16 protein-coding genes are annotated in these 18,084 nt (G+C 44.8%); 13 read left to right on the forward strand and 3 right to left on the reverse strand.

Annotation, left to right across the window (positions count from 1 at the left end; translation table 11 throughout):
- Nucleotides 1-94 precede the first annotated feature (94 nt).
- From ACFVQB_RS03895 to ACFVQB_RS03915, 5 genes are all read left to right on the forward strand, one after another.
- Nucleotides 95-2,059, forward strand: coding sequence for an ABC transporter ATP-binding protein/permease (locus ACFVQB_RS03895; protein WP_379435089.1), 1,965 nt, complete (start codon nt 95-97; stop codon nt 2,057-2,059).
- 45 nt (nt 2,060-2,104) lie between these two features.
- Nucleotides 2,105-2,773 carry a response regulator transcription factor gene (locus ACFVQB_RS03900; RefSeq protein ID WP_379435090.1) on the forward strand — a complete coding sequence of 223 codons (669 nt, stop codon included), beginning with the start codon at nt 2,105-2,107 and terminating at the stop codon, nt 2,771-2,773.
- Nucleotides 2,770-4,107, forward strand: a complete 1,338-nt coding sequence (locus tag ACFVQB_RS03905) for a sensor histidine kinase (protein ID WP_379435091.1) — start codon at nt 2,770-2,772, stop codon at nt 4,105-4,107. The genes ACFVQB_RS03900 and ACFVQB_RS03905 overlap by 4 nt, the downstream gene beginning before the upstream one ends.
- Nucleotides 4,108-4,387: 280 nt before the next feature.
- Nucleotides 4,388-6,223: a UbiD family decarboxylase gene (locus tag ACFVQB_RS03910; RefSeq protein ID WP_379435092.1), complete on the forward strand. Its 1,836-nt coding sequence runs from the start codon at nt 4,388-4,390 to the stop codon at nt 6,221-6,223.
- 276 nt (nt 6,224-6,499) lie between these two features.
- Nucleotides 6,500-7,591: an HD-GYP domain-containing protein gene (locus tag ACFVQB_RS03915; RefSeq protein WP_379435093.1), complete on the forward strand. Its 1,092-nt coding sequence runs from the start codon at nt 6,500-6,502 to the stop codon at nt 7,589-7,591.
- Nucleotides 7,592-7,716: 125 nt separating this feature from the next.
- On the opposite strand, the gene ACFVQB_RS03920 is transcribed toward ACFVQB_RS03915, so the two are convergent.
- Nucleotides 7,717-8,109: a VOC family protein gene (locus tag ACFVQB_RS03920; RefSeq protein ID WP_379435094.1), complete on the reverse strand. Its 393-nt coding sequence runs from the start codon at nt 8,107-8,109 to the stop codon at nt 7,717-7,719.
- A gap of 98 nt (nt 8,110-8,207) precedes the next feature.
- Between ACFVQB_RS03920 and ACFVQB_RS03925 the strand changes: the two genes are divergently transcribed.
- Genes ACFVQB_RS03925 through ACFVQB_RS03935 form a run of 3 tightly spaced genes read left to right on the forward strand, consistent with a single transcriptional unit; the run spans nt 8,208 to nt 8,854 of the window.
- Nucleotides 8,208-8,483 (forward strand): SRPBCC family protein, encoded by a 276-nt coding sequence (locus ACFVQB_RS03925; protein WP_379435095.1) that lies wholly within the window; start codon nt 8,208-8,210, stop codon nt 8,481-8,483.
- Nucleotides 8,480-8,665: a hypothetical protein gene (locus tag ACFVQB_RS03930; protein ID WP_379435096.1), complete on the forward strand. Its 186-nt coding sequence runs from the start codon at nt 8,480-8,482 to the stop codon at nt 8,663-8,665. The genes ACFVQB_RS03925 and ACFVQB_RS03930 overlap by 4 nt, the downstream gene beginning before the upstream one ends.
- Before the next feature lie 27 nt (nt 8,666-8,692).
- Nucleotides 8,693-8,854 carry a hypothetical protein gene (locus tag ACFVQB_RS03935; RefSeq protein ID WP_167434798.1) on the forward strand — a complete coding sequence of 54 codons (162 nt, stop codon included), beginning with the start codon at nt 8,693-8,695 and terminating at the stop codon, nt 8,852-8,854.
- A gap of 6 nt (nt 8,855-8,860) precedes the next feature.
- On the opposite strand, the gene ACFVQB_RS03940 is transcribed toward ACFVQB_RS03935, so the two are convergent.
- Complete coding sequence (locus ACFVQB_RS03940) at nt 8,861-10,081, reverse strand: MFS transporter (protein WP_379435097.1); 1,221 nt, start codon at nt 10,079-10,081, stop codon at nt 8,861-8,863.
- 245 nt (nt 10,082-10,326) lie between these two features.
- Between ACFVQB_RS03940 and ACFVQB_RS03945 the strand changes: the two genes are divergently transcribed.
- Nucleotides 10,327-10,911 carry a TetR/AcrR family transcriptional regulator gene (locus ACFVQB_RS03945; RefSeq protein ID WP_379435098.1) on the forward strand — a complete coding sequence of 195 codons (585 nt, stop codon included), beginning with the start codon at nt 10,327-10,329 and terminating at the stop codon, nt 10,909-10,911.
- A gap of 378 nt (nt 10,912-11,289) precedes the next feature.
- Nucleotides 11,290-12,264, forward strand: a complete 975-nt coding sequence (locus ACFVQB_RS03950) for a D-2-hydroxyacid dehydrogenase family protein (RefSeq protein ID WP_379435099.1) — start codon at nt 11,290-11,292, stop codon at nt 12,262-12,264.
- Nucleotides 12,265-12,414: 150 nt separating this feature from the next.
- Here ACFVQB_RS03950 and ACFVQB_RS03955 read toward each other — a convergent pair whose 3' ends face one another.
- Nucleotides 12,415-13,452 (reverse strand): LacI family DNA-binding transcriptional regulator, encoded by a 1,038-nt coding sequence (locus tag ACFVQB_RS03955; protein ID WP_379435100.1) that lies wholly within the window; start codon nt 13,450-13,452, stop codon nt 12,415-12,417.
- Between the two features lie 331 nt (nt 13,453-13,783).
- On the opposite strand from ACFVQB_RS03955, the gene ACFVQB_RS03960 reads away from it, so the two are divergent.
- The 3 genes from ACFVQB_RS03960 (at nt 13,784) to ACFVQB_RS03970 (ending at nt 17,841) form a co-directional block, all read left to right on the forward strand.
- Complete coding sequence (locus tag ACFVQB_RS03960) at nt 13,784-14,833, forward strand: 2,3-butanediol dehydrogenase (RefSeq protein WP_379435101.1); 1,050 nt, start codon at nt 13,784-13,786, stop codon at nt 14,831-14,833.
- 280 nt (nt 14,834-15,113) lie between these two features.
- Nucleotides 15,114-16,427, forward strand: coding sequence for a hypothetical protein (locus ACFVQB_RS03965; protein WP_379435102.1), 1,314 nt, complete (start codon nt 15,114-15,116; stop codon nt 16,425-16,427).
- Nucleotides 16,428-16,737: 310 nt separating this feature from the next.
- Nucleotides 16,738-17,841 (forward strand): NADH:flavin oxidoreductase, encoded by a 1,104-nt coding sequence (locus ACFVQB_RS03970; protein ID WP_379435103.1) that lies wholly within the window; start codon nt 16,738-16,740, stop codon nt 17,839-17,841.
- Nucleotides 17,842-18,084 lie beyond the last annotated feature (243 nt).

An 18,084-nucleotide genomic window follows, 5' to 3' on the forward strand; every position in this document is an offset into this window, starting at 1 on the left:
CCAGTTCATTATCAGTTCACACAAATTTGTTAGAATGCGAAAAGTAAGTCCAACAAATAGATAGAGGGTATGACTTGGAGAGGAAGAGATCAAGATGACTATATTAGAAGTTAAACATGTGAAGAAATCATACACGCTGTATGGTAAGGAAAAGGTTCCCGTGCTCCACGATGTGAATTTGAGCTTTGAGACAGGAGAATTCGTCTCGATCCTTGGTGAATCGGGATGCGGAAAGTCAACCCTTATGAATATTATTGGTGGAATGGACTCCGATTTTGAAGGGGATATTCTCGTTCGCGGGAAGAACTTAAATGCCATGACTGAGAAGGAAATGGATGATTATCGGAAGAATAATATCGGCTTTGTGTTTCAGAATTTCAATCTGATCCCGCATCTGTCTGTGCTGGAAAATGTTACGATTGCCATGCAAATGACGGACACAAGTGAAAAGGAACGCAATAAGCGCGCTATAGATATTTTGACCGAGGTCGGACTGAAGAATCATCTGAACAAACGGCCCAATCAGCTGTCCGGTGGACAAAAGCAAAGGGTTTCCATTGCTCGTGCATTATCAAACAATCCAGACATTATTTTGGCGGATGAACCAACAGGTGCTCTGGATAAGGAGAACGGAGATCAAATCCTGGCTTTGCTGGACAGCATTGCGCAAAAAGGGATGCTGGTCATTGCGGTAACACACTCGCAGAAAGTGGCCGATTCCGGTACGCGTATTGTGAAGGTAGAGGAGGGACGGATTAAGGATGATATCCATTTAAAAGATCGTTCCTTGACTACTTATGAGGGGAGTAGTGGTGCTTCCAGAAACCTCGGCTTACTGGCTTCTTTCAGAATGGCTCTCAAAAATATGAAACTCAACGGCAAGCGTAATGTACTGGTTGCATTGGGTGGGTCGATAGGGATTTTAAGCGTACTGCTGATGTTATCATTGGGAAATGGCATTACGAGTTATATGAATAACGAGATTAATGCAAGCATGGATCCATTGCTCGTGGACATCACTAAACCCAGTGAAGAAGCCAGCGACCTGCGCGGTCCGGAAGCTCTGATGACAACAGGACAGGCATTTACAGACGCTGATATCACAACCATTCGAAATTTTCCAAATGTGGATCATGTGGAGACCATCACCTCTGTGGATGGAAAATCGACTTTGGTTTATGGAGAACAAACGGAGAGCCTCACACAGTTAACGACCTTTACAGATGCTTTTGATCCGAAAATGATTACGGCAGGAACGATCCCAAGTGACGGTCAAATCCTGTTGCCATTGAAAACGGCAAGTCAATTAAGTGGGAATGATCAACCTGATACTATGATTGGCAAATCCATTGAACTGTATATTAATGAAATGGATGCTAACCACAAACCGATCATTTTAGAAAAAGAAGTTACGATCTCAGGTGTGTATGAAGCGACGGGGCAACCAACCCCAATGCAGCAGATTCCGGGGTATCTTCCTTCAAAGACGTTGGAGCAGATGTACACGGATCATGGAATAACTATCGGTCCGATTCAAGTTAATGCGTATGCAACCGATATGAAATATGTGAATGATATTAATGCCGCTGCTGTGGATGCAGGTTTCTCTGGCTCTCAAACAGCGAAAATCATGGAGCGTATCACGACCTATGTAAACATGGCTACAATTGTTCTGGCTGGAATTGCCGGAATTTCATTAATTGTATCAGGGATTATGATATTGGTGGTACTGTACATTAGTGTAGTGGAACGGACGAAGGAAATCGGAATTCTTCGAGCAATTGGTGCAAGGAAAAAGGATATCAAGCGAATATTCTTTTCCGAATCTGCCTTATTAGGTATTTTCAGTGGGGTCATTGCCGTTATCCTTGCAGCGATAATTAGCTACGTACTAAACATCTTCCTGGACAATGCTTTTGGTGCAAAATTGATTAATCTGTCTGGATACTATATCGTGTTTGGCATCGCTGTAAGTACATTAATCAGCATCATCGCTGGTTTGATGCCATCATCCAAAGCTGCCAAGCTGGACCCGATGGAATCCTTACGATATGAATAAATACAAGTTGTGAATAATGAAAATTGCGGAAAGGATAATGCATAAATGAACACGATACTTGTGGTTGATGATGATTCCCATATCCGCAAATTGATTCGAATATACCTTGAAACCAATCAGTTTTCCGTCGTGGAAGCGCCGGATGGCCAAGAAGCACTCAACATCTTGTCTCATACCAAAATTGATTTAGCGATTGTAGATGTGATGATGCCACGTGTAGATGGTATTGAACTGACCGAAGATATTCGATCTTATATGGATATTCCGATCCTGATGGTGACAGCCAAAGGGGAATCCAAGGATAAGGTCAAAGGATTTAATGCAGGGACAGACGATTATTTAGTAAAACCTTTTGATCCAGTAGAGTTAATCTTGCGTGTGAAATCCTTAATGAAGAGATACAACAAGACTTCCTCGAATGTGATTCATATAGGCGGTGCAACAATTAATCTGAGCAATTTGACAGTCGATGCAGGAGCACAAACGGTTGAATTAAAAAAGAAGGAATGTGAATTGTTATTTGCTTTGGCGAGTTTGCCAGGGCAAATATTCACACGTACACAGCTTATCGAAGATATATGGGGAATCGATTATGAAGGTGATGAGCGTACAGTAGATGTGCATATTAAAAGGCTAAGAGAACGACTGGAACCGATCCCCGAGCTGATGATTTCGACCATAAGAGGACTGGGATATCGTCTGGAGAGTGTATGAAAATCGTGAGGAAAAGCCTGCGACTACGAATTGTAGTAACATTTTTTGGTATTGTGATCGTCAGTTTAATTCTCTCCTTTTTACTAAATGTGCGGTCTCAGGAAAACACACCGAATCATTCTATGATTACCATTGCCGAAGATATAGCTACAATGATAAACCTGATCGATGATCCGGGAAAAGTGAAAACAAGCTTGAATATTTTTGCAAGATACGGCTTGAATATAACTTCCGTGAATGAACAAAGTGAACTGCTTGCTTCATTACCAGAAGATAAAGTTCATGAATTATTCGATGAAAATACGACGAAAGCGTTTATGATGTCCAATAAAGATGAAACGACGATCGTCGGTGTTCCCAGGATAAATGAAGAGAAAGATGCGCTTCTGATCCAAATTAATTTTTCATCGATTTTTCATAATGTGAAACGTACACTATTTATCTCGCTATTCACTGTCTTAGTCATAGGAAGCTTATTAATCATGTTCATGTCTGGGTACATTGTGAAACCAATCAAAAGGCTGACCGTTGCAGCCAAGAAAATGGCGTCAGGCGATCTAACAGTCCGGTTGAAACATAATAATCAGGATGAGTTTGGTGAGCTGATGGAGAGCTTTAATCATATGGCCCGTGAGCTGCAAAAAATAGACGCAGTGCGTGATGATTTTGTCAGTAATGTGTCTCATGAAATGCAGTCTCCACTAACATCGATCAGAGGATTTACAAGAGCACTGCAAGATGGTGTTATCCCATTGGAAGAGCAGAAAGAACATCTGGATATCATATATGAGGAAACATTACGCCTGTCCAGGCTGAGTGATAATTTACTTCGATTAGCCTCGCTGGATTCGGAGCACCATCCGTTTAATCTCACCACATTCCAACTAGATGAACAATTAAGAAGAACGATCGTATTGGCCGAACCCCAGTGGGCGCACAAAAATATCAAGATTGAATTGGATTTATTGCCTTGCGAGATCAAGGTTGATAAAGATTTATTCGAACAGGTCTGGCAGAATTTAATGAACAATGCTATAAAATATACGGGTCCCGATGGGGTCATCCACGTTGGAATTGAAATGTCCATGTCATTCGTGAAGGTATCGATTAGAGATTCAGGACAAGGAATACCGGAGGAAGCCCTTCCATATATTTTCGATCGATTTTATATGGTGGACAAAGCCCGGAGCAGTGCTCTTAGAGGGAATGGATTAGGGCTTTCCATCGTAATTAAAATTTTGAAATTACATGATTGTACAATTGATGTGGAGAGCAGGGTTGGAGAAGGAACGCAGTTTACGGTTACGATCCCGAGACCTTCGACTACATCATAAGTAAGCTCAATTTAGCAATATTTAAGCGATCGTGATCCTTATGAATAGAGGACTCCGGTTGATTAAATATTGCTTTTTGGTGAGTGCTGTGTGAGAGCTTTCATATATTGTTTTGTTTAGTGGCAGATCATTTGATAAAATAGAAGAGACGCGAGGAGCAATCCATTTGTAGGGTGACTAGAGTGAAATAGATTCAACGTTATATTCTATCCGCTACCTCAACACATCTATGTGAATATATGAACATAACAATTTATTATATAAAGAATGGAGCCATCCAATGAAATATCGCAATATGGAAGATTGCATTAATGATCTGGAGCAGCATGGACATTTGATTCGAGTGAAGGAAGAAGTGGACCCTCATTTGGAGATGGCAGCGATACATATGAAAGTGCATGAGGCGAAAGGCCCAGCTCTGCTTTTCGAAAATGTGAAAGGCTCGAAGTTCCAGGCCGTTTCGAACCTGTTCGGTACACTGGAACGAAGCAAATTCATGTTCCGTGGAACGCTTGAAGGTGTTCAACGTGTTATGGCTGTCCGGGACGATCCAATGAAGGCACTCAAAACGCCATTTCAGCATATCAGCACAGGTCTTGCCGCCTGGCAGGCTCTCCCTAAGCAGAAGTCCATCAGTTTGCCTGTAACCGCGCAGGAGATTCAGATCTCGGATCTGCCGTTGATCAAGCATTGGCCTATGGATGGTGGAGCATTCGTTACGCTGCCTCAGGTTTATTCGGAGGACCCGGACAAGCCAGGCATCATGAACTCCAATCTGGGCATGTACCGGGTACAGCTAAGTGGAAACGATTATGAACTGAATAAAGAAATTGGACTTCACTATCAGATCCATCGCGGAATTGGTATTCATCAGGCCAAAGCAGTCAAAAAGGGAGAGCCCTTGAAAGTGAGCATCTTTATCGGAGGTCCGCCGGCACATACACTTTCTGCTGTGATGCCTTTGCCTGAAGGACTCAGTGAGATGACTTTCGCAGGATTGCTTGCTGGGCGTCGCTTCCGTTACAGCTATAAGGATGGATATTGCATCAGCAATGACGCCGATTTTGTCATCACGGGTGATATTTACCCGGACGAGACGAAGCCTGAGGGGCCGTTCGGTGATCATCTAGGATACTACAGTCTGACTCATCCATTCCCGTTAATGAGAGTGCATAAAGTGTATGCCAAGCCAAACGCAATTTGGCCATTTACCGTTGTGGGTCGTCCGCCGCAAGAGGATACCGCATTTGGCGATCTGATTCACGAAATTACAGGTGATGCCATTAAACAGGAGATTCCGGGGGTTAAAGAAGTCCACGCAGTCGACGCAGCAGGAGTGCATCCGCTTCTGTTCGCAATAGGGAGTGAGCGTTATACACCCTATCAGACGGTAAAGCAGCCAACAGAGCTGCTGACGATTGCGAGTCGTATTCTGGGTACAGGCCAGCTCAGTCTGGCGAAGTATTTATTTATCACAGCAGAAGATCAGCAGCCGTTGGATACACATCGGGAAGTGGAGTTCCTGACGTATATCCTGGAACGAATGGATCTGCAACGGGACATTCATTTCCATACCAACACAACGATCGATACGCTGGATTACTCGGGAACCGGGTTGAATAGCGGCAGTAAGGTTGTATTTGCAGCCTACGGGGACAAGATTCGGGAGTTGTGCCGTGAAGTACCGGAGACATTGAAGGATATCCGGGGTTATAGTAATTCGCAGCTCGTGATGCCAGGAATTGTAGCCATGCAGGGTGCGCCGTTCACCAGTTATGCCGATACAGAACAAGAAATGAAGGCATTTACGGTTATGCTGAAGGAAAAAGGAGATTTGTCCTCCTGTCCAATGATCGTATTATGTGACGATAGCTCTTTTCTGAGTGCGAATCTCAGCAATTTCTTGTGGGCGACATTTACCCGCAGTAACCCGTCCCATGATATGTACGGTGTGAACAGCAGCTACAGCTATAAACATTGGGGTTGTGACCAGATCATTATCGATGCCAGAGTGAAGCCGCATCAGGCGCCACCGTTAATTCCGGACCCATCTGTTGAGAAAGGGATTGAACGCTTTTTCGTACAGGGAGCGAGTCTGAGCTCGATCAAAATATAGTTGAATTCAATAAAAGCCCAAAGTTTTTTTGGGCTTTTTGGTTATATATGTGTAAAACAAGATATCAGTTATCTAAATACAAATTCAAACCGGGACTTTTTTGAAAATGGGACTGAGAATAAAGTCTTATACGTTCGTATTTCCTTTTGCGATTAAGGTCGTTTGGACTATGGAGAAAAAGAATGTATTTATCGATATAAAGAAGTATAGGGATTTTTGGGACCCGAACTAACGGGTACTGTTGACTATAAATGATTGTTCAGGGGGAATACCGATTTGAGAATCCATATTATGAACCTGCAAGATGGAGACCGTCTAACTGCGGATACATTCAGCGAAGCGGGATTACACGTTCTGGGTCAGGGTACTGTGATCAAAAGTGAAGATATCACCTTGCTGATGCAGCACCGCGTAGACTATGTGGATATTGAACCACGCGAGGAAGAGATCACGGAAGCGGAATTCTTTGCTGCTGCAGCAAAATTTGCATCTGGAGCAAGCACAAGCTCCAAGGAAGAACCGCCTGAAGAAGAAATGAAATCCCAATTTATACAAACTGTACATAATTATCAATCCGCGTTTCTCGAAGCGCTGACAGTGGGCAAGTTCAACGCAACAATGGTGGACGATGCGCTTCAACCGATGGTGGAGGGACTGGACGAGCAAAAGGATGTCGTACATCTCCTGATGATGCTGGAACGGGATGATGTCAATAACTACACACATTCCATTCAGGTTGGACTGTTGTCATTTTACCTGGCCAACTGGCTTGGTTATTCCCAAAAAGAAAGTTATCAAATCAGTCGTGGTGGCTATCTTCACGATATTGGCAAATGCAAGGTATCCCATCGGATTCGCAACAAGATGGAACCGTTAACCGCAGATGAACAGCTCGAATTACAGCGCCATACGATCTACGGACATGATATTATCAAAAGTTCCATGACGGATGAAGCTACAGCGCTTGTAGCTCTTCAGCATCATGAACTGGAGGATGGTACCGGATATCCGATGCAACTGAAGAAAGACGAAATTCATCCATACACACAGATCGTATCTGTCGCTGACATATACATCGGGATGAGATCCGGTAGTCACGGAAGCAGCAATCCGAACCTGATTAACAACTTGCGCGATATCTATGCGATGGGATTCGGCAAATTGAATGAGAAGCCGGTTCAAGCCTTGATGCAGCATCTGCTTCCTAATTTTATTGGTAAACAAGTACTGCTGAGCAACGGCGAGCGGGGTGTTATTGTCATGAACAATACATCCGATATTTTCAAACCATTGATCAAGGTGGAATCGGAACAATATCGTGATCTGTCCAAAGAACGCACTCTTGCCATTAATGAATTAATTATCTAAGTTTAAACAACAAATGAATTCATACAAAACGGGCCTCCTGTACAATGACAGGGGACCCGTTTTTAATTTATATCATGAACTGCGTTGTTCTTCATGGTGACCAGGAGTATACTTTTGCAAAGACCTTAATCTTCCTTTTTAGGCAAATTGAGCTGCCAGTTCACGCCATAACGGTCCTGAACCCAGGCGAATTGCTGACTGACGGGGGATGCAGCCAGCGGCATCAATACCTCTCCTTCTGTGGATAAGGCTTCGAACAACCTGGCAATCTCGTCGGTCGTTTCGCAGTCAACAAACAGTGAGATGGCTGGAGTAAACGCGTGATAAGCGCTAGTGTTGTCGATCGCCATAAAGGTTTGCCCGTTCAGTGTAAAAGTGGCATGCAGAACTTTGCCATTATCCTGATAAAACACGTGCTGAATGGCTGAGTCAGCAAACAAAGAAGTGTACCAGCGAATAGCTTCCTCCGCTTGTCCCGAGAACATTAGAAACGTTGTGATTTTGGATGACGCATTCATGAATCATATACAACTCCTTTCAGTGATCACCAATAGGTTGCAGAGAGGGCCAAGCGCCTATTCATATTGTAACGGAAGAGGGAAAGGAGAGATAGTCCTTGATTGAAGTGGTAACTGAGATTACAATACATGCCCCGATCGAGCGATGTTTTGACTATGCGCGGGACATTGATATTCATACCCGGACGGTCTGGAAACATACTCGTGAGCAGGCTGTAGCGGGTGTTACAACGGGCAGAATTGGTGAAGGCGATACGGTAACTTTCGAAGCAAGCCATTTCGGGATAAGGCAGAAGCTGACTTCCCGGATTGCCGAGTACAATCGGCCGTATCTCTTTGTGGACAGATGGAGAAAGGTGCTTTCAAGAGCATGAGACATGAACACAGCTTCAGCAAGCTTGGCGAGCAGACGACTTGTATGAGAGACACACTGAGATTTGAAGCTCCCCTTGGTGTTCTGGGTTGGGTTGCAGAGCGGGTCGTACTCAAGAGGTATATGCAGGCTTTCCTGGAGAGCCGTAATTTGAAGCTAAAGGCGTTACTAGAGAATAGATAGAGCCGATCTGTAAGGAGGAGATGATGTTTGATGGAAAACGAATATTTTGTGGGTTGGGGTACACTTGCTCTTATTAATGCCGGACTTGCTCAGGGAAAAAACAGAAGTGGACTTAACTGGTTTCTGATTTCCCTGTTATTTGGTCCGTTAGCCACTCTGTTTATCGTGGTATGGAATAAGCTAGATTAAGTTCATTTATTGATCCGTATTCCGATGCATATATCGATCAAAGCCCCAGAACAGAAGCGCAGCGGCACTAACGCCTGCACCCAGCCAGCAAACGCCAGTCCAACCTGCCCAAGCGTATACTTGAGTGGAAGCGATGGAGCCGGTAGCACTGCCTATCGAATAAAAAATCATGTAGGCGCCCGTCAAACGGCTCTGCGCCTCAGGTCGAACTTCATAGATCAGGCTCTGGTTGGTGACATGTACGGCCTGCACGGCAAGGTCCAGCAAAATCACCCCAGCTACAAGCAGCCATAAAGAGTGGTGAACATAGCCTATGGGCAGCCAGGATAGAAGCAATAGTACAAGAGCGACGCCCGTCGCCTTTTGTCCCAATCCCCGATCAGCCAGTCTTCCAGCACGTGCAGCAGCCAGGGCACCAGCAGCTCCCGCGAGACCAAAGGCTCCAATAGCAGTATGTGTCAGGGAAAGTGGCGGAGCGCTAAGTGGCAACACCATGGAAGTCCACAAGGTGCTAAAGGCTGTGAAAATTAACATGGCGAGAACGCCGCGTGTTCGCAGAATAGGCAGCTCACGGTATAGTTGTAGGACAGACACGATCAATTGGGTGTAGCTTAGTTTCTCCCGCTTGGGTTCGTGTTTTGGGAGTACAAGAAACAGGGCGATAATCCCCAGTAATGTCAGACTGGCAGAGAAGAGATAGACTGATCTCCAGCCGACCCAATCGTTTATGGTGCCTGCTATGGTTCGCGCCAGTAATATGCCTATAACGATCCCGCTTGTGACGAGACCGACGATGCGCCCTCGTTCAGAAGGTGCAGCCAGGGAGGCAGCAAAGGCAACGAGTGTTTGTGTAATCACGGCAAGCAACCCGATGGCGGCCATTCCAATGAATAGAACCTGGCTGGATGATGAGGTACCGACAGCGATCAGAGCGATTACGGATAAAAGCATCTGGATGATGATTAGCTTGCGCCGGTTCAATAAATCACCAAGGGGGACCAGTAATAACAATCCGAGGGCGTAACAAATCTGGGTTACGGTAATAACGATCCCAATGGATGAATGCGCGATACTGAACTCTTCAGCAATGGAGTCGAGCAGAGGCTGGGCATAATAAATGTTGGCTACGGCCAGTCCGCTGCACAAGGCAAATAACAGCGCGACAAGGCGGGACATGCTCGGACGTCCTTCGTTGAAGGGATGTGCTTGATGAGTTGGATTTTGCATGGATGATTCACCTTTCCGTATGCGAATGTGGTAAGTTAGGGGAGCAGTAAGAATACTGCTCAATTAAAATATACTGATCAGTACATTATGATTCGGGATAAACATACTTCACGCTTTGATATGATGTCAAGAGTTGAAGGAGGATTATTAATTTTTCTTTTTAGGAATTGAGATAGATTTGACAATGAAATTGGGTATAGATTAAAATAGTTATATACTGATCGATACATAAAGAGGGTGAATGCATGGTTAGACAACGGGAATTTGATACGGATAAGGCACTGGAAGCGGCAATGCAGCTTTTTTGGGATAAGGGATTTGAAGCGACATCCTTAAGTGATTTGACGGCAGCCATGGGGATTCAGCGTCCCAGTTTATATGCGGCTTTTGGTGACAAAAAGGAATTGTTTGAAACAGTACTTCGCAGATATACGACTTTGCATGCCGCTCAGGTCAGATCCAGGCTTCAACATACATCCTCTGTAAAAGAAGCCTTCCGTGCTTTATTTGAACATATTGGAGCAGAAGGGGATCTGACAGATGCTCGTCATGGCTGTTTTTGCATCAATACTATGGTTGAGCTGGCTCCGCATGACCCCAAATTCGCTGTTCTAACACGCGAGCACCAGATGTATCTGGCGGCGATTTTCAAGGAGACGATTGAACGGGGGCAGGAAACCGGGGAATTGTCTAATGATTTCGACGCAAGTGCGTTGTCAAAATCTCTGGTTGTATCGATGATTGGATTGACCGTGATGATGAAATCGGAGCCGGATCGCTCGTTTGTACAGCAGAGTATTAAGGTTACGTTATCGTTGTTTGAGAAATGAGGGAACAATTTCATTTGTAGAAAGGGTGTTCATATGGAGCGTTACTTTCATAGGATCTACCTTGTCGTTTTATACATTATAGGTGTGCTGCTGACGACATACGGCGGGATGGGGATAATCAAGTTCAGTTTGATTGTAATTGGTATGCTTGCTTTTATTGCTATTGTGGGTTCGCTGACAGAGAATGATCAATCGGCGAGAAGCGGGAGTGTGTTCCTGCTCTTTTTGTGTCTGAGGACATTGGGCAGATGAGGGCTTGAGTTGATACAATACAGATAGGGTATAGATTAAATTAGGATGTATAATATGATTTACATATGAGAGTAACATTTTCAAACATTGTTCGACGATGCACATATATGAGGAGGAGATTCAACCATGCAGACGAAGTTGCGTTGTGCCATATTGGATGATTATCAGAATGTTGCCCTTTCTTCAGCGGATTGGACTCCTATCCTGGATCGGGTTGAGGTTCAGACGTTCAATAATTATATGGGATCCGAAGAGAAGGTCGTTCAGGAACTGCAGGATTTTGAAATTATTGTCTTGATGCGTGAGCGTACACCTTTTCCTAAATCCGTGATTACTCAATTGCCCAAACTCAAGCTTCTGATTACAAGCGGCATGCGCAATGCCTCCATTGACCTCCAGGCTGCGGAAGAAAGCGGTATAATCGTCTGTGGCACGGAAGGCAGCTCGAACCCGCCGACGGAACTGACATGGGCGTTGATTCTGGGGCTGTCCAGACAGCTGGTAACTGAAAATAACGCACTGCGTTCCAATCGGAATTGGCAGAGCACCGTTGGCATGGATTTGTACGGAAAGACATTGGGATTGCTCGGTTTAGGTAAAATTGGCAGCCGGATGGCAGAGATTGCACAAGCCTTTGGCATGAAAGTGACCGCATGGAGTGAGAATTTGACACAGGAAAGAGCAGAGGAACAGGGAGTTCAGTGGGCAGAGACAAAGGAACAGCTGCTTGAACAAAGCGATATTGTTTCCATTCATCTGGTGCTTAGTGATCGCACTCGTAATCTGATTGGACGAGCCGAGTTCCAACGGATGAAAAATACCGCTTTATTGATTAATACGTCCCGTGCAGGCATTGTGGATCAAGAGGCGATGGTCGAAGCTTTACAGAATGAGTGGATTGCCGGGGCCGGTCTGGATGTATATGAACAGGAACCTCTGCCTGTAAATCATATGTTGCGTACACTGCCCAATCTGCTGGCAACACCACATCTGGGTTATGTGACTCAAGGTAACTATGCCATTTATTTTAACCATACCGTAGAGGATATTGAGATGTTTATGAAAGGAACACCGATTAGACAATTGCTTACGAAAAAGTAATGGCTCGGAGGCGGGTTTGAGATAAAAGGGTATGTGAGTGAATATAAAAAAGGTGTTTCTCAGGACGAAATTCATCCCTGATGAACACCTTTTTTTGTATTTATCGAAGGTTTGGATTGTCCATTAAATCCGGTGTCTTTGCGATCATTCTTATGTTTGTGGTGCTTGTGAAGATGAGCGGATCATGGCAACACTGGACTCGCGCACAATTAACCGTGGCTCGAACTGGATATGCTCGTAATCGGTAGTACTCATTTCTCGAATTCGTTTTAACAGTAATTCCGTCGCAAGTCGTGCTACTTCTTCGCCCATTATCGAGACTGAACTGATCTGCGGAGACGTAACCGTAGTCCATTGGTTGTTATCAACACCTACAACAGCGATATCTTCAGGCACACGAACGCCCAGTTCTTTAAACCGATTTACAAGTCCGATGGCGACCATATCATTAATCGCATATACAGCATCTGGCATGTGAGTCAGCCCGTAGAAATAATCCGCTGCGTTGGCTCCCGTATTCAATGAAAAATCTTCTCCAAAGTAAACAAGCGAGATATCTACATGTCCGACGGCCTGCTCATAAGCCCGATAACGCTCTTCAATAATGTCTTTGGGAGCGCCGGCGTATGCAATGCGGGTTCGTCCAATCTTAATCAGATGTTCCATGACTAGCTTTCCTTCAGGCTGTGAAAGTGAAACGACATCTGCTTTCATGCCGGGGTCCAGCTTTTTACCGTAATTGATCATGGAAATGGGAAGGGGGGCTTTATCAATTAAGCCAGGCAATGTTTTGGGATATGCCAAAGGCATGAAAATAAGCCCGTCCACGTGCAGTTTTTTGATCGTACGAATGGTCTCCAGTTCCGTTCGTGCATTGCCCGCCGTATTGATTTGAACCACATGATACCCATGCTGCTTCGCCGTTTGTTCAACAGACCAAGAGATCTCGGGAATGATGGCATTGCGTATGTCAGGTACAACCAGTGCGATCTGATGCGTCTGGCGTATTTTCAAACTCTGGGCAGAGGTATTGGGGACAAATCCAAGCTCCTCAATGGCCTGCATGACTTTATCCCGTGTTTTGTTGCTGATGCCATCGGAATTGTTAATGGCTCGGGAGACGGTAGCGATACCTACACCTGCAAGTTCTGCAACGTCCTTGATCGTAACCTTCTGATCTTTACTCACGTTTAGTTAACCTCACTTCAACGGAAACGATTCCGAATTTTGAAAATATATACGAATGAAATGACAATTCTATACCTTGATTATACCATTTGAGCCAATAAGTATCCCGTGAATAGGATTGAAAGGTCATGGATGTCTGTTGTTTTTCAAAAGAGCTGAGAGTGGCAAGTGTATTGAAGGGTAGCACTACACCGGAATTATCGGCTTAAAATTCATAAGATAGACATATGTGTGACAAATTATGTTTGACAGCCTATTTAAAATGTGACATATTTAACTTACGGAAACGTTTCCGATTATATCAAAACTTATGATCTGGGAGATGAAACAAATGAAAGCATTGCGTTGGCATGGAGTAAAAGATTTGCGTCTCGAAAATATTGATGAACCCCGCCCTGAACAGGGAAAGGTTAAAATAAAAGTGGAGTGGTGTGGGATCTGTGGCAGTGACTTGCACGAGTACACTGCTGGCCCGATCTTCATTCCGGCTCAAGCACCGCATCCGCTAACAGGGGAACAAGCACCTGTTGTGATGGGGCATGAATTTTCAGGACAGGTCGTTGAGGTAGGAGAAGGCGTGACACGTTTTCAGGCAGGTGATCGCGTTGTGGTCGAACCGATTTATGCATGCGGTCATTGTGAAGCCTGTAAACAGGGGAAATACAATTTGTGCGATCAGATGGGTTTCTTGGGCCTGGCTGGGGGAGGCGGAGGTTTCTCGGAGTATGTAACGGCTGAGGAATATATGGTGCATGCCATTCCGGATTCCATCTCTTACGAGCAAGGAGCATTGGTAGAGCCTTCCGCAGTAGCTCTTCATGCTGTTCGTCAAAGCAAAATGAAAGTCGGCGACACTGCGGCTGTTTTTGGTGCGGGTCCAATTGGTTTGCTGGTTATTGAAGCGTTGAAAGCTTCCGGCGCATCGGATATTTATGTGGTGGAATTATCCGAGGAACGTAAAGCCAAAGCGGAAGAACTTGGTGCTATTGTTATTGATCCTACACAATACAATGTGGTGGAAGAAATTCATGCCCGCACCCAAGGCGGCGTGAATGTAGCTTATGAAGTAACAGGTGTACCACGGGTGCTGCAACAAGCGATTGATTCAACACGTATTGGCGGTGAATTGATGATCGTCAGCATTTTTGAACAGGAAGCACCGATTCTGCCAAACTCCATTGTCATGAAGGAGCGCACGGTCAATGGCATTATCGGTTACCGTGACGTATTCCCGGCTGTGATTAGCCTGATGGCTAAAGGTTTCTTCCCAGCAGACAAGCTGGTAACCAAACGAATCAGTCTGGACGAAGTGGTCGAGCATGGATTTGAAGCACTGCTGAAAGAGAAAAACCAGGTTAAAATTCTGGTGAAAGCAGAATAAATGTACCAAGCAAATAACAGACAAAAAAATAGAGTGGGAGTCAGCCAATGGCAACATGCACCCAGTGAAAGCTCAACTGGAACTGATGTGCAAACGGTAGGCAGCCACAACGAATTAATGACAAATAGACAACGCATCTTCAGATGCGATTGTCTATTTTTTTTGCACAGAGCGGGCGGAATTTGTTGCAAGTACGTTTTGTTTTACATAATATGAAAAGATACAATTTGTATCATTTTGATGTAAAGGTGTTATCATAAAAATGAAGGAGGAAGCGGACATGCAGAGGAATACAAAATGGGCAGCCGTGATTTTGACCATTGTTGCAGGCATGGGCTGGCTGCTTATGGGCAATTCGAAACCCAAAAACAACGTTTCAACTGATCAGCAGCCGACTGCCGAACGGGCACTTGCCAAGGTGTCCAATGCACCTATCACATCCGCCGATGTGACGTCCAAGATCAAGTTGCTTGGAAAACCTTTTAAGAAAGCACCATATGCCAATAATGTCTGGGACTTGCAGCTGTACAGAGGGAAAATATATATGGGGCACGGGAACAGCAGTAATTTAGGTGTTTCACCTAATGCAGGTCCTATTCCAGTCATTTATTACGATACAGCCAATCCCAAGTTTATAACCCAGTCCGTCACCAATAGCAATCCGAGCATCGTTCCTTCGACCAAATTATTCGTGGATGAGGAACAGATTGACATTTATAAAGTGCTGAACGACAAATTATATATTCCCGGAAATGATTCGGATGGTGAGCAGTGGGATATGGGAAACTTCTACCGGTTAGATGGAGATATATGGACAAAGTATCGCAATCTGCCGCTGGGTGTACACGTATACGATTTGGCGTCCTATCAGGGCAAACTGTTTGCAGCGCTGGGTACCGAGCAGAAACCTACTGTATTAATCTCTCATGATCAAGGCGAAAGTTGGCGAAAATTCGCCACCATTAATACGTTTGGCTTCAGGGCATATACGCTATTTGAAATCAAGGGCAAATTATATGCATCAGGCATGATGTATCCTGCCAATAATATTTGGGGCGATAAAACCAATATATTAGAGATTAATGAGAAGCTTGAAAAGAAAGATGTGGTCATCTATGGTAGCAAAATGCTGCCAGGGTTAACCTATCAAACGGGCACAGTGCCATACAATAAAATAGGCAAAAACATTAATTTCAACAATAAGCTGCTTTATATTGCCGGAGGGGTATTCAATGATGGGCAGCTGTTACCCAAATCCTTGAATGTCATGACGGACATTAATCAGGCATCGCGCGTCATTTTGCCAGACACTCAAGCTCTTCCTACGGATCTACTGCTTCGGGACGGGAAAGTCTATGTGCTTACCTACACACGTAAAAGTGCGAATCTCTATATAAACCGGGTATATCAATCTACAGATCTGAACACATGGAATGAAATCCTCCGTTTTAACCAGGATACGTACGCCAAGTCTTTTGAAGAACATGATGGTGATTTCTACTTTGGGCTGGGCACAGACCCCGACGTTCTATCGACTTCATCCGGCAAATTGCTGAGAGTTAATCGCAATGATATCCCTGTTAATTCTAATTAAAGGAAAGGAAGATTATGGATTATATACTATGCTTCATCCACATTTTTGGTTACAGATAGACCCGTTTAGGTTAATTGTACAGGGCAGGCCCAGATCGTAGAACTTCTTAGATGAAGCTACATCCTGCTTGCTCTATTTTTGTGTTAAAGAAATTAGTAATGCCCCTTTATTTGAAAATAAAAATTAGAAACTATAAAATAGAAAGGTGATATATCTAAACCAACTCGCTGATTAACATCTATGATAGTTATACAAGAGCATGAAGGTGTACATGTTTTCTTCCAATCTGATCGTAAAGGAGCAATACACAATGAATGTACCGTCAGCTTTGTTTAAACCATTTACCTCGGACAAGCTTACCCTGTCCAACCGGATCGTCATGGCACCCATGACTCGTGGATTTTCACCCGAAGGAGTACCCGGACCAGAGGTCGTGGAATATTATCGTCGCAGAGCAGCCGGAGGTGTAGGACTGATCATTACGGAAGGAACGGGCATTAACCACCCATCATCCATTAGTGGCGCAAGCATTCCGTTGTTCCATGGCGAAGAATCGCTGCAGGGATGGGCGAATGTAGTCAAGGCAGTTCATGAGGCAGGTGGCAAAATCATGCCACAATTGTGGCATGTGGGAACAGCCCGACGTTCAGGCGATCTGCCCAATGCAGAAGCTGAGCCGGTAGGCCCATCAGGACTAAGCATGGCAGGTGAACCTGAGAGAGAACCATTGTCAGAGGACGAGATCAAGGGTCTTATCCAGGCGTTTGCCCAAGCAGCAGCAGATGCCCAGCGCATCGGTTTCGATGGTATTGAGCTCCACGGAGCTCATGGCTACCTGATTGATCAATTCTTCTGGGAGCACACCAATCGTCGTACGGATAAATACGGAGGCGATCTGGCACAACGCACGCGTTTTGCTGTTGAAGTTATTGAAGCGTGTCGCGCTGCTGTAGGTCCTGACTTCCCGATCGTGCTTCGTTTCTCCCAATGGAAAATGGGGAACTACGACGCACGGCTGGTGGAAACACCAGAGCAATTGGAGCAATTCCTTGCACCCCTCACGGCTGCAGGCGTAGATATTTTCCACTGCTCCACCCGTCGATTCTGGCTGCCGGAATTTGATGGCTCAGAGCTGAATCTTGCAGGCTGGACACAGAAAATAAGTGGCAAGCCGTCGATCTCCGTGGGATCAGTAGGTCTCGAAGCGGAATTCGTGGATAGAGCGAACGAAAACCAGGGAACAGGTGACGCTCACCTGGATCAGTTGAACGAGAAAATGGAGAATAATGAATTTGACTTGATCGCATTGGGACGTGTACTGCTGAGTGATCCGGAATGGCCGAACAAAGTTCGCGAAGGACGCCAGTCCGAAATCGTTCCCTTTACAGCGGAAGTATTGAAAACACTCTATTAAGAGAAATTTTCAAGAATTCGAAAGAACAAACGTCAATGGCAATGAAAACTGAAAACAAACATGATGCCGCCGAAAGGCGGCTTTTTCACCTCCCTATAATAACAATTTCACCACATGAAAAATTCACAATAGAAAACCATATTTCGCACCGCATACACCTTTTCTCATCCCCTCCAATCACACACGCCCGAAGGAATAACACCATGAAGTACCACACTTTAATCCCAAAAGGAGAATTTTTTT

The organism is Paenibacillus sp. NPDC057886 (assembly GCF_042796655.1).
In the GTDB taxonomy this organism is placed as follows: Bacteria; Bacillota; Bacilli; order Paenibacillales; family Paenibacillaceae; genus Paenibacillus.